13 protein-coding genes are annotated in these 12246 nt (G+C 59.2%); 3 read left to right on the forward strand and 10 right to left on the reverse strand.

Annotated elements, in window-relative coordinates; genetic code table 11:
• Window positions 1-66 precede the first annotated feature (66 nt).
• The 4 genes from purC to dapA are packed head-to-tail and all read right to left on the reverse strand — an operon-like array spanning window position 67 to window position 3583.
• Window positions 67-780 carry a phosphoribosylaminoimidazolesuccinocarboxamide synthase gene (gene purC / locus HX824_RS19875; protein ID WP_003211975.1) on the reverse strand — a complete coding sequence of 238 codons (714 nt, stop codon included), beginning with the start codon at window positions 778-780 and terminating at the stop codon, window positions 67-69.
• A gap of 28 nt (window positions 781-808) precedes the next feature.
• Window positions 809-1567, reverse strand: coding sequence for an MBL fold metallo-hydrolase (locus HX824_RS19880; RefSeq protein WP_003211977.1), 759 nt, complete (start codon window positions 1565-1567; stop codon window positions 809-811).
• A 4-nt stretch (window positions 1568-1571) separates the two neighbouring features.
• Window positions 1572-2687, reverse strand: coding sequence for an outer membrane protein assembly factor BamC (gene bamC, locus HX824_RS19885; protein ID WP_177054966.1), 1116 nt, complete (start codon window positions 2685-2687; stop codon window positions 1572-1574).
• A 17-nt stretch (window positions 2688-2704) separates the two neighbouring features.
• Window positions 2705-3583, reverse strand: a complete 879-nt coding sequence (dapA, locus tag HX824_RS19890; protein ID WP_003211981.1) for a 4-hydroxy-tetrahydrodipicolinate synthase — start codon at window positions 3581-3583, stop codon at window positions 2705-2707.
• Window positions 3584-3844: 261 nt separating this feature from the next.
• Between dapA and HX824_RS19895 the strand changes: the two genes are divergently transcribed.
• Together HX824_RS19895 and HX824_RS19900 are read left to right on the forward strand one after the other, a co-directional pair.
• On the forward strand, window positions 3845-4405 hold the full coding sequence (locus HX824_RS19895; protein ID WP_003172487.1) for a glycine cleavage system protein R: 561 nt from the start codon (window positions 3845-3847) through the stop codon (window positions 4403-4405).
• A gap of 10 nt (window positions 4406-4415) precedes the next feature.
• On the forward strand, window positions 4416-4889 hold the full coding sequence (locus HX824_RS19900; RefSeq protein ID WP_003211984.1) for a peroxiredoxin: 474 nt from the start codon (window positions 4416-4418) through the stop codon (window positions 4887-4889).
• A gap of 133 nt (window positions 4890-5022) precedes the next feature.
• On the opposite strand, the gene HX824_RS19905 is transcribed toward HX824_RS19900, so the two are convergent.
• Both HX824_RS19905 and HX824_RS19910 read right to left on the reverse strand, forming a co-directional pair.
• A complete protein-coding gene (locus HX824_RS19905) occupies window positions 5023-6093 on the reverse strand; it encodes an AI-2E family transporter (protein ID WP_003211986.1) in 1071 nt (356 codons plus the stop codon).
• A 40-nt stretch (window positions 6094-6133) separates the two neighbouring features.
• Entirely contained in the window at window positions 6134-6373 is a 240-nt protein-coding gene (locus HX824_RS19910; protein WP_003211989.1) for a sulfurtransferase TusA family protein, read from the reverse strand.
• Between the two features lie 95 nt (window positions 6374-6468).
• Between HX824_RS19910 and HX824_RS19915 the strand changes: the two genes are divergently transcribed.
• Window positions 6469-7902, forward strand: a complete 1434-nt coding sequence (locus HX824_RS19915) for a M48 family metalloprotease (protein WP_003211991.1) — start codon at window positions 6469-6471, stop codon at window positions 7900-7902.
• Window positions 7903-7969: 67 nt separating this feature from the next.
• On the opposite strand, the gene HX824_RS19920 is transcribed toward HX824_RS19915, so the two are convergent.
• The 4 genes from HX824_RS19920 to rpoE all read right to left on the reverse strand — a co-directional run bounded on the left by HX824_RS19920 (window position 7970) and on the right by rpoE (window position 11827).
• The gene (locus HX824_RS19920; protein ID WP_003211993.1) at window positions 7970-9409 is read right to left on the reverse strand and encodes a DegQ family serine endoprotease; all 1440 of its coding nucleotides are present in this window, start codon (window positions 9407-9409) and stop codon (window positions 7970-7972) included.
• Between the two features lie 244 nt (window positions 9410-9653).
• A complete protein-coding gene (locus HX824_RS19925; RefSeq protein WP_003211995.1) occupies window positions 9654-10610 on the reverse strand; it encodes a MucB/RseB C-terminal domain-containing protein in 957 nt (318 codons plus the stop codon).
• A 16-nt stretch (window positions 10611-10626) separates the two neighbouring features.
• Complete coding sequence (locus HX824_RS19930; protein WP_003172479.1) at window positions 10627-11214, reverse strand: sigma-E factor negative regulatory protein; 588 nt, start codon at window positions 11212-11214, stop codon at window positions 10627-10629.
• A 31-nt stretch (window positions 11215-11245) separates the two neighbouring features.
• On the reverse strand, window positions 11246-11827 hold the full coding sequence (gene rpoE / locus HX824_RS19935; RefSeq protein WP_003172477.1) for an RNA polymerase sigma factor RpoE: 582 nt from the start codon (window positions 11825-11827) through the stop codon (window positions 11246-11248).
• Window positions 11828-12246 lie beyond the last annotated feature (419 nt).

The following is a 12246-nucleotide window of genomic DNA, read 5'->3' on the forward strand; positions in this document are numbered from 1 at the left end:
CAGCCTGTTTCCTGGAAGCAAAGCGCAAAAGCGATTTTTTTCCGTGCTATCAGATGCTTGCGTCGATTACAGCGGTACGCCGAGACGGTTGGCGACTTCTTCGTAGGCTTCGATGACATCACCGAGGCCCTGGCGGAAGCGGTCTTTGTCCATCTTCTTGCGAGTGTCTTTGTCCCACAGGCGGCAGCCGTCCGGGCTGAATTCGTCGCCCAGGACGATGGAGCCGTCGTGGAACACGCCGAATTCCAGTTTGAAGTCCACCAGCAGCAGGCCGGCGTCGTCGAACAGTTTGCTCAGGACGTCGTTGACCTTCAGCGACAGCTCCTTCATGCGAGCCAGTTGCTCAGCGGTGCCCCAACCAAATGCCACCACGTGGGATTCGTTGATGAACGGGTCACCCTTGGCGTCGTCTTTCAGGAACAGTTCGAAGGTGTAAGGGTTGAGCTTGAGGCCCTCCTCCACGCCCAAACGCTTCACCAGGCTGCCGGCCGCATAGTTACGCACGACGCACTCGACCGGGATCATGTCGAGTTTTTTCACCAGGCATTCGTTGTCGCCCAGCAGTTTGTCGAATTGGGTCGGAATGCCGGCCGCTTCGAGTTTCTGCATGATGAAGGCGTTGAACTTGTTGTTCACCATGCCTTTGCGGTCGAGCTGTTCGATGCGCTTGCCGTCGAACGCCGAGGTGTCGTTACGAAACAGCAGGATCAAGCGGTTGGCGTCGTCGGTCTTGTAAACCGATTTGGCTTTGCCGCGGTAGAGTTCTTCACGTTTTTCCATGATGGGCTCCGCTTGCTAAGTAGGTGGGCTAGGCGATGTGTCGCCAGTCGAGCCCTGAATCTTGATCGGCCAGTTGCAGCCAGTCCGGGTCGCACCCAAGGGTGTCGACAAAACATTGCCGGGCCAGCTGCGGCAGGTTGTTCTTGCTGCTCAGGTGGGCCAGGACCAGGTGTTGCAGGTCTTGCCAGCCCAACTCATACACCAGGTACGCCGCCTGGTGGTTGTTCAAATGTCCAAACTGCCCGCCGACCCGCTGCTTGAGAAAGGCCGGGTAGTGGCCACGCGCAAGCAGGTCACGGCAGTGGTTGGACTCGATCATCAATGCGTCGAGGTCCCGGTAACCGTCCAGCACCTTGGCGCAGTACGAACCCAGGTCAGTGAGCAGGCCAAAACGCCGTTCACCGTCACTGAATACGTATTGCGTCGGTTCCTGGGCATCGTGGGCCACTTCAATCACATCGATGCTCAAGGCACCGATCTGCAATTGCTCACCACCGGCCAGCAAACCTGCAGGTTCGATCGGTTTGCGCATCCCGCGCAAGGTACCGCGACTCAGGTACACCGGAAGATTGTAGCGCCGAGACAGCAAACCCACGCCATGCACGTGGTCGGCATGTTCGTGGGTCACCAGAATCGCGCTCAGCTGCGCGGGGTGAACCCCCAGGCGCAGCAGGCGCCGCTCGGTTTCCCGCAGGGAGAAACCACAATCAACCAGGACGTACGTGTCGTCATGGGCTACAAGCGTGCCGTTCCCTTGGCTACCGCTGCCGAGAACGGCAAAACGCATCGGATCAGCCCAGGTTGTCCTGAATCACGCCCAACACTTTGCGCGCCACTTCTGCCGGCGCCACGGTGTTGATGTTTTTCTCGACGGTGACTTGCACGCTTTCGCCTACCTTGCTCAAACGAACCTGGTAACGCTCGGCGCGGGTCTCGATCTCTTCCTTGGTCGGCTTGCTGCCGAACAACTTGCTGAAGAAACCTGGCTCGTCGTCTTTCTTCTCGGCTTTTTCGGCCAGGTTGATGTAGTACAGGCCCAGGCTGCGGTTGATGTCTTCAACGCGCCATTCGCCGTGCTCCAGCGCGCGGCCGACACTCGACCAGGCGCGGTCCAGGTCTTCACCCAGGTTGAGCACCACGTTGCCGCTGCCGTCTTCGCTGAGGCTGACGCGGCTAGGTGTGTCAAAGCTACCGGCGGCGAGCAGGGAGACGGAACCGCCCTTCTCGGAAATACGGCTCATGCTGGCGAGCATTTCGTCGACCAGGGCAGCGTCCACGCCGGTGTTGACCGAACGTGGGGTGAAGTCGACGTTGGCGGTGCTGCCGGCAGGACGCTCGGTGCTGACTACGTAGACTTCACTGGTGTTGCGTTGCACGCCTGGCTCGATACGCACGCGGATGCGGGCTTCGCTGTCATTGGCTACGCCACCGGCCTGCAGGCGCTTGGCCATGGATGCCGACAGTTCGCTGGTGTGCTGCCACGCGGTGGTGAACTCACCGGTCTGCGGGCGTTGTTCGTCAATGCGGAAACCGTTGTCCTGGAAGAACTGGACCGCCACCGGCCAGACTTCGGCAGGTGGGCGCTGGGCCATGACCCAACGGGTGTCGCCGCTCTTCTGCAGGCTGTAGTCGCTGGCATCGGCCACGGCCGACAGCGGCTGTGGACGCGGCACTTCGTATTCACCCTTGAAGGTGTCGTCGGCCACGTTGCGCGGAATCGGCAGCAACGGGTCAAGGCGCTTGGCGACATTGACGTCCGGCGGCAATTTCATCGGGGCAGTTTGTTGGGCTTCCAGGTAATCGCTACCGCGGTCGCGGAAGTAGCCTTCCGGGCCCCAGATCCAACCGCAGCCACTGGTGCTGGAGATAATCAAGGCAAGTGCGGAAAGTCCGGCCAATCGCTTCATGCGTAGTGCTTCCTCAATTAAACCAGGACGCCGGACTGGCGCAGGGCCTGTCGCAGCGGTTCGTGACAGGCTTCGCTGAGCCAGGTGAGCGGCAGACGGATACCGTCCGGCATCAGGCCCATCTCATGCAGCGCCCATTTCACGGGGATAGGGTTGGATTCGATAAACAGGGTTTTGTTGAGCGGTGCCAATTGTTCGTGGATCGCCCGGGCCTTGACCGCATCACCGGCAATGGCCGCGGCACACAGCTCGCTCATGGCGCGCGGTGCGACGTTGGCAGTCACCGAGATGTTGCCTTTACCGCCCAGCAGGATCAGCTCGACCGCCGTGGCGTCGTCACCGGAATACACCAGGAAGTCGCTGCTGACGCCGGCCAGGATGTCCTTGGCGCGCTGCAGGTCACCGGTGGCTTCCTTGATACCGATGATGTTCGGTACGGTGGACAGGCGGATCACGGTCTCGGCCTTCATGTCGCAGGCGGTGCGACCGGGTACGTTGTAGAGGATCTGCGGGATATCGACCGCTTCGGCAACGGCGCGGAAGTGCAGGTACAGGCCTTCCTGGGTCGGCTTGTTGTAGTACGGCGTCACCAGCAGGCAGGCATCGGCGCCGGCTTTCTTGGCGTTGCTGGTCAATTCGATCGCTTCGCGGGTCGAATTGGCGCCCGTGCCGGCGATGACAGCAATGCGCCCTGCAACGCGCTTGACCACGAACTCGATCACTTCGATGTGTTCTTCCACATCCAGTGTGGCCGATTCACCTGTGGTGCCGACCGCCACGATGGCGTTGGTGCCCTCTTGCAGGTGGAAGTCCACCAGTTTGCCCAGGCTGTCCCAGTCGAGATTACCTTGTGCATCCATGGGTGTGACCAGTGCCACCATACTGCCCGCAATCATGCAACCGCTCCTGCCGGAAAAAGAGAGCGGTAATGGTACTGGCGCCAAGATGCTTGTACAAGCGAAGTACCGCCTGAGGATGCGTTCTGGATCAACTTAGTTCGCGGCAGCGCCATCATTCTGCCAAAGCGGGGTTTGATGAAGCTGATTACGTAATGAAAACGCCACCTCCTAGCCCTTGGCGATGGTTTTCGCTACCCTTCATCCTTTGATTGATACCGCTTGCATCGTATCGACCGCTCATCGCTTTAGGAAGGCTGCATGTCCACCCCCACAGTCCGCGAACAATTCCTTGTCATCAGTGCCCTTGGCGCCAACCCCATGGAGCTGACTAACGTCCTGTGCCGCGCCAGCCATGAAAACCGCTGCGCCGTCGTGACCTCCCGCCTGACCCGCCATGGCGAGTGCAGTGCGCTGGTCCTGCAGATTTCCGGGACCTGGGATGCCCTGGCCCGCCTTGAAACCGGTTTACCGGGTTTGGCGAAGAAGCATGACTTCACGGTCAACGTGGTGCGCAGCGCCGCTCTGGAGAACCGTCCACAGGCCCTGCCCTACGTGGCCTATGTCAGTTCGGCCTACCGCTCGGACATCGTCAACGAGCTGTGCCAGTTCTTTATCGACCACAACGTCGAGCTGGAAAACCTGACCTGCGACACCTATCAGGCTCCGCAGACCGGCGGCACCATGCTCAACGCGACCTTTACCGTGACCTTGCCGGCCGGCGTGCAGATCAGTTGGCTGCGCGACCAGTTCCTGGATTTCGCCGATGCCCTGAACCTCGACGCACTGATCGAGCCTTGGCGCCCACAGAACCCTATGTAAGGAAGTCTTCATGTCTGTAGTGATCGACCAACCGGTAGCCGACTTCGAAGCCCAGGCCACCAGCGGGCAAACCTTCAGCCTCGCCGGGCTCAAGGGCAAGCAAGTGGTGATCTACTTCTACCCGAAAGACAGCACCCCGGGCTGCACCACTGAAGGCCAGGGCTTCCGTGACCAGCATGCTGCGTTCAAGGCGGCCAACACCGAGGTGTTTGGCGTGTCCCGAGACAGCGTGAAGTCCCACGAGAACTTCAAGGCAAAGCAGGAATTCCCCTTTGAGCTGATCAGCGACAAGGACGAAGCGGTTTGCCAGCTGTTTGATGTGATCAAGCTGAAGAAGCTGTATGGCAAGGAATACCTGGGTGTTGATCGCAGCACCTTCCTGATCGACAAGAATGGCGTACTGCGCCAGGAATGGCGCGGTGTGAAAGTGCCAGGCCATGTGGATGCAGTGCTCGAAGCGGCACAGGCGCTGAACCAGGCTTGATTCACCTGCTGGCTTTGAAATAGCTATCGCAGCCAAGCCAGCTCCCACCTGTGATCATTGTTCGACAGGACAACTCAGTCAATGTGGGAGCCGGGCTTGCCCGCGATGAGGCCATGCACCGGCACCACAAATATCAGAGTAACGGCGCTACAACAGGCTCCTGCCGAGGCCAGGCATCCAGCACCGCCTTGAACAGCGTCGCCAGGGGAATCGCAAAGAACACCCCCCAGAAGCCCCACAACCCGCCAAACAACAACACCGCACAGATGATCGCCACCGGATGCAGGTTCACCGCCTCGGAGAACAGCAGCGGCACCAGCACGTTGCCGTCCAGCACCTGGATGATGCCGTACACCGCCATCAGGTAGATGAACTGATCACTCCAGCCCCACTGGAACAGCGCGATCAACATCACCGGCACCGTCACCACCACCGCGCCAACGTATGGCACCACCACTGAAACACCCACCAGCAGCGCCAACAGGGCAGCGTAGTTAAGCCCCAGCGCGACAAAACCGATGTAAGTGACGCCACCGCAGATAAAAATCTCGATAACCTTGCCGCGGATGTAGTTGGCAATCTGCCGGTTCATTTCCTCGGCGACCCGGGTAATCAGCGCACGCTCACGGGGCAGATAGCCACGCACCCAGCGACCGATCATCTCGCGGTCCTTGAGGAAGAAAAACACCAGGATCGGCACCAGTACCAGGTAGATCATGATGTTGACCAGCAGCGGCAAGCTCGAAAGGGAAAAGGTCAGCGCCCATTGTCCGAACTTTCCGATTTCGCCGCGAGCCACCTCAATGGCCTGCAGGACCTGCTCGTCCGACACAAGGTGCGGATAGCGCTCAGGCAACAGCAGCAGCAATGACTGCCACTTGGCGAGCATGCCCGGTAGCTCGTTGAACAAGGTGATCAACTGGTGCCACAGCAAAGGCACCACGATCACGATAAATACCAGCAACAGCCCCATGAACAAGGCAAACACCAGACCCACCGCTGCCCCACCCGGCAAGCGCAGACGCTCCAGGATGGAGACCAGGCCTTGCATCAGGTATGCCAGCACCATCCCCGCCAGTACCGGCGCCAGCATGCCGCCCAAAGTGAGCACGGCCGTAAAGGCAAGAAACAGCAGGACGGCCAGCACCACGGCTTCTTCGTCGGAGAAGTAGCGCTGAATCCAGTCACGTAACACTTTGAACATCAATAAACCTCAGGCGATAAGGACAGCATATTCAAGCGATTCAGGCCTTGCGCAACCAGTAACGATAGACGCCCGCTTCGTCTTCTTCATGCAGCAGGGTGTGGCCGGCCAGCTTGGCAAACGTACGAAAGTCCCGCTGGGAGCCAGCGTCCGTGGCGATCACCTTGAGCACCGCGCCGCTGGCCAGCCGATTGAGCTCCAGCTTGGCCTTGAGCAACGGCAGCGGGCAGTTAAGGCCACTGGCATCCAGTTCGGCATCGAAGGCTACAGCGTCGGTCATGGTCTAACTCCGGGTGGGCGTCGAGGGCGCTTAGAATATCTGGTCCGAAGCTCAGTGTCCGGCTACAGTAAGCTCTTTGTCGAAAGGCTTTGTGCATGACTTTTTTGCGCCCTACCCTGCTGACGCTGGCTTGCCTGCTTGCCTCTCCAGGCTTCGCCGACGACCTGCCGTCACTTGGCGACGCCAGTTCTGCCATTGTCTCGCCAAAACAGGAATACGATCTGGGTCGGGCATGGCTGGCCTACCTGCGTGGCCAGGTCTCGCAACTCAACGACCCGCAGCTCAAGGATTACGTCGAATCCAGCGTTTATAAGCTGGTGGAAACCAGCCAGGTCAATGACCGGCGCCTGGAATTCATTCTGATCAACAGCCCGCAGTTGAACGCCTTTGCCGCACCGGGCGGCATCGTCGGGGTCAACGGCGGCCTGTTCCTCAACGCCCAGACCGAAGGCGAATATGCCTCGGTACTGGCCCACGAATTGGCTCACTTGTCCCAACGTCACTTCGCACGAGGCGTGGAAGCACAGCAGCGCATGCAGATCCCGATGATGGCTGCGCTGCTCGGCGGCATCATCGCTGCCGCCGCTGGCGCAGGCGATGCGGGCATTGCCGCGATCGCCGGCAGCCAGGCCGCCGCGATCCAGGAGCAACGGCGCTTTTCCCGGCAAAACGAGCAAGAGGCTGACCGCATCGGCATTCTCAACCTGGAGAAAGCCGGCTACGACCCACGGTCCATGCCAACCATGTTCGAGCGCTTGATGCGCCAGTACCGTTTCGATGCCAAGCCGCCTGAATTCCTGCTGACTCACCCGGTAACCGAATCGCGGATCGCCGACACCCGCAACCGTGCGGAGCAAGCCAAGCTGGGTGGCATTGAGGACAGCCTGCGCTATCAACTGATCCGTGCTCGAGTGCAACTGTATTACGAAGACACCCCAGGGCTGGCCGCCAAACGTTTCCAGGCCCAGCTGGATGAAAATCCGAAGAACGATATCGCGCGTTATGGCCTCGCCATCGCTCAGATCAAGGGTGCCCAGTTCAACCTGGCCCGGGAAAACCTCAAGCCGCTGCTGGCCAAGGCGCCCAACGACATCACCTACAACCTGGCGCAGATCGAGCTGGACATGACCAACAATCGCCTGCCGGATGCCCAGCAGCGTACGGACCGAATGTTGACGCAATATCCAGGCAACTATCCGCTGAACCAGGTTCGTGTGGATCTGCTGCTCAAGCAGAACCGCAACGCTGACGCGGAAAAAGCCCTGGAAGGATTGTTGAAGTCTCGCCCGGACGATCCGGACGTCTGGTACCAGGTTGCGGAAACCCGTGGCTTGTCGGGCAATATCATCGGCCTGCATCAGGCCCGGGCCGAGTACTTCGCGCTGGTGGGAGATTTCAAGCAGGCCATCCAGCAATTGGATTTCGCCAAGCGTCGCGCCGGCAGCAACTTCCCGCTTTCGTCACGTATCGACGCACGCCAGCGTGAACTGATCGACCAGGAACGCATGGTCAAAGACATGATGGGCTAAACCTTTCAGCCACAAAAAAGCCCCGCTCTCGAACATCGAGAGCGGGGCTTTTTATTGGACTAGCGGATTACTCGGCCAGTTTGAAGGTAATGAAGCTGGCACGCCCCTGACGCAGGACGCGCATCGACACCGAACGGTTCTTCGGCAGCGCCTTGGCGATGTCGGTGAACTCTTTGGTGGAGTTGATAGCCTGGTTGTTCAGGTGGGTGATGACATCACCTGGTTGCAGGCCGATCAGGGAGGCAGGACCGTCCTGGACTTCCTTGATCACTACACCGCTCTTGAGGTCGAAGCTCTTTTTCTGTTCGTCGGTCAACTCGACTACGGCAATGCCCAGGCGATTGCTGCTGCGCTCGGCACCTGGCTTGCTGTTGCCCAGCGCATCCAGCGCCGCGCCTTCTTCCGGGATCGCACCGACGGTCAGTTCGACGTTCTGGCGCTTGCCGTCACGAATCACTTCCAGCTTGGCCTTGCTGCCGGCCTTGAGCGCGCCCACCAGGTGTGGCAAGTCCGCAGACATGACGATCGGCTGGCCGTTCATGCTCAAGATCACGTCACCGACTTGCAGGCCACCTTTGGCAGCAGGGCCATCGTCCTGTATCTGCGCGACCAGGGCACCGGCCGGCTTGTCGAGACCGAAGGATTCAGCCAGGTCCTTGTTCACTTCCTGGATCACCACCCCCAGCCAGCCGCGGCTGACTTTGCCACCGGTTTTCAGCTGGTTCGAAACGTCCATGGCCACGTCGATCGGAATCGCGAACGAAACGCCCATGAAACCACCGGAGCGGGTGTAGATCTGCGAGTTGATGCCAACGACTTCACCCGCCAGGTTGAACAACGGACCGCCGGAGTTGCCCGGGTTGATCGGCACGTCGGTCTGGATGAACGGCACGTAGTTTTCGTTCGGCAGGCTGCGACCGATGGCGCTGACGATACCCTGGGTCACAGTATGGTCAAAACCAAACGGCGAACCGATGGCGACGACCCATTGGCCGGCTTTCAGGTCCTGGGATTTGCCCAGTTTCAGCACCGGCAGGTCCTTGCCTTCGATTTTCAGCAGGGCAACGTCGGAACGTGGGTCGGTGCCCACCAGCTTGGCTTTCAGCTCACTGCGGTCCGCCAGGCGCACCAGGATCTCGTCGGCGTCGGCAATCACGTGGTTGTTGGTGAGGATGTAGCCGTCAGGCGAGATGATGAAGCCCGAGCCCAGGGACTGGGCCTCACGCTGGCCGCCACCACCGCCACGCGGCGTGCGCGGCTGGGGCATGCCGCGTTCGAAGAACTCTCGCAGCATCGGCGGCAGGCCTTCCAGGTCGGGCATCTGCTGGTTGGAGACCTTACGATCCGGCAGCTTCTGCGTAGTACTGATGTTCACCACGGCAGGCGACGCCTGCTCCACCAGTTGGGTGAAGTCAGGCAGCTCGGCCGCTTGCGCGGTAACGGCCTGACCCAGCACCAGCACCGTGGCGACTATGGATAGGTAAGACTTCAAACGTGGTATCGACATACAGCTCCCGTTACGACGAGCAGGGTTGAGCGACAGGGTTCAATAAACGCCGAAAAACTGCGACCGACATTTTTGTTCCGCGAACAAAACAAGGCCAGGGCCGTTAAGCCCTGACCTATAAAAAACATAGGAGATATTAGCAAGTGAAAAAAATGATCCAGACATTTCATGCTCTCGGCAGAGGCAGGCATCGACTATCTCCTGCGCAACATTGAAATATCAGGATGAACATAGGATTAACAACTCAAGGCTTGGCGGGCACGGTGCCACTGCGTAGTGACAGCGCAATTCGCTCGGCGGTGCCAATCGGGATCTCGCCGACGACGGTCACCATCACCTCGCCTTCCAGGGTATTCAACCGCCGTGAAACGGCGACTGTCGGGCCCAACTGGGTGCGGGTCTCGTTTACGGTCGCACCGTTAAGCGGCTCCAGGAATACCGAAAAACGCGCCAGACCATCGTCATACATCAGACTGCTGACGGTTACCTTGGTGTGGGAGTCTTTATGGGCACTGCTGTTGACCAGCTGAAAGCCTGGTGGCAACCAGTCGAGGCGCCAATCCTGAGGGATCTCGACCTCCGGGGCCTTGGCGTTGGTCACCGCCACCGGCGTGCATTCGCCACTGGGCTGCAAATCACGATCGTCAGGCACCGATGTATTGAGCTGGGTGAACTGGAAACGCTCCAGCAACTGGCCCTGGTCGTTAAGCAACAATGACTTCAATGGCAGCGCAGTTTCACGATCCAGATGCAGCTCAAAACCATAACGGTATTGATCGCGGGGGGTCACGGAGACGATCACCGCATTCCGACCGGCCACGCGCGATTTGCCGATGACGGCAAGATCGTAGAACGCTTTGAGTTTTTGCGGATCAAGGGTACGCGCAGAGGTATTGGGGGAGCCCCCAAGCCCGGCAACCAGCGTGCCGCTCACGCATTGGGTACGGCCATCGACGCGCAGGACTTCCTGGGCAGAACCATCGAGCTGCAAAAGCCGCTCACGGACCTGACCATTCTGGACACGATGCCAGATGTCATGGGTAGAAAAACTACCGTTACGCTCGTAGATGAAGGTGCCCTGAAAGCTTTGCTGCTGCTCCGCCCGCCCAAGACGCGTCAGCCAGTCTTGGGCTTCATCGGCATGGGCGGGGACTGCAAACCAGCCACTGAGCAAAAGCGCAAGGAGCGGTATGGCGCGCATAAAGCTCCTTGGCGGACTAGCGGTTTTCCAGGCTTGCAGCGCGGGCGTAAGGCAGAGCGCTTTCAGTGCCTTTCAAGGCCGATTCCTGTGCGTGTTGGCGCAGGTAGCCTGGAAGACGCTGATCCTGCCAGCCGGATTGCCCTTGAAGTACACCGTTGGCCATAGGCCCGGTGGTATCGGAGCTTTCCTTGTAGCCGGCCAGTACGGCTGGACCCTTGACCTGCGGGCCGGCCATGACCGGTTGCTGGGTCTGTTGGGCCAGTTCGGCACCGGCGATTTCGTCCTGGTTGTACAGGCGGACACCTGCCAATACAGCGACGGTCACCGAAGCAGCGACTGCCAGACGGCCCAGGCTACGCCAAGGACCGCGAGCAGCTTTTGCCGGAACGGCTTCATCAGCCAGTGCAGCAGAAACGGCCGCAGCAATATCCAGACGAGGGATTAGAAGATCCTTGTGCATCACCGCCCGAGCGACTTGGTAACGAGACCAGGTATCACGGGTTTCGGCATCATCAAATGCATTAAGCACTCGACGAAGTTCCAGTTCATCCGCTTCGTTATCCATCACTGCGGACAGCGATTCCTGCAGGGCATCACGACTCATGGCGGTTCCTCTCTTGGCTGTCGCCGCTGTCTCAGTTTTCCTGCAACAACGGCTGCAGGGCTTTATCGATGGCTTCCCGAGCCCGGAAGATCCGGGAGCGTACGGTACCCACCGGACATTGCATGACGCTCGCAATGTCTTCGTAACTCAGACCATCGAATTCACGTAAAGTTAACGCCGTACGCAAATCTTCTGGCAGTTGTTGAATAGTGCGATGGACGGTTCCTTCGATCTCGTCGCGCAGCAATGCACGCTCCGGCGACTCGAGATCCTTGAGGCCGTGATCACCATCATAAAATTCAGCATCTTCCGAACTAACATCACTATCCGGCGGGCGGCGACCGCGAGAAACCAGATAGTTCTTCGCCGTGTTAATGGCGATGCGATACAGCCACGTGTAAAACGCACTGTCACCGCGGAAATTACCGAGTGCACGGTACGCCTTGATAAAGGCTTCCTGTGCAACGTCCTGCGCTTCATGGGTGTCGTGCACAAACCGCACGATCAACCCGAGAATTTTGTGCTGGTATTTCAGCACTAGCAGATCAAATGCCCGCTTGTCGCCGCGTTGAACGCGCTCGACCAGCTGCTGATCCTCTTCCTGGGTTAGCATGAACACTCCTCGTTGTACTTGAAGGAGGCTTGCATAACTAATCGATCAGGCTTGCAAACATAGACTCGGACTTTTCGCAAAAGTTCTCCCCCTCCAAGCAAGTTTCCGGCGCGCACTGATTTGGCACACACGAAAAACGCAGCGCGGGCAATGCCGGCTGCGCGAATAATCTGTCGCCAGTTTCCTGACGCGCCTGACACAGACGCGGCTCAGCAAATCCAGCGTGTTCCCAGCTTTCGGGCATCCTGCTATTGAGTCGGGGCCTATGCAAAAAGTTCCCATCCCAATCGCTGTCCGTTTCATGAAAGCCGTGCAGTTCGTTGCCCGTAGTCTCACAATGCCACGAATGCCCGGCTATTGTGCCGCTCCCCCCCTCTATATACTAGTGGGCCGTGTCACCCTTTGATTCGCCGATCCAG

The organism is Pseudomonas sp. D4002, assembly GCF_013385665.1.
Taxonomy (GTDB): Bacteria; Pseudomonadota; Gammaproteobacteria; order Pseudomonadales; family Pseudomonadaceae; genus Aquipseudomonas.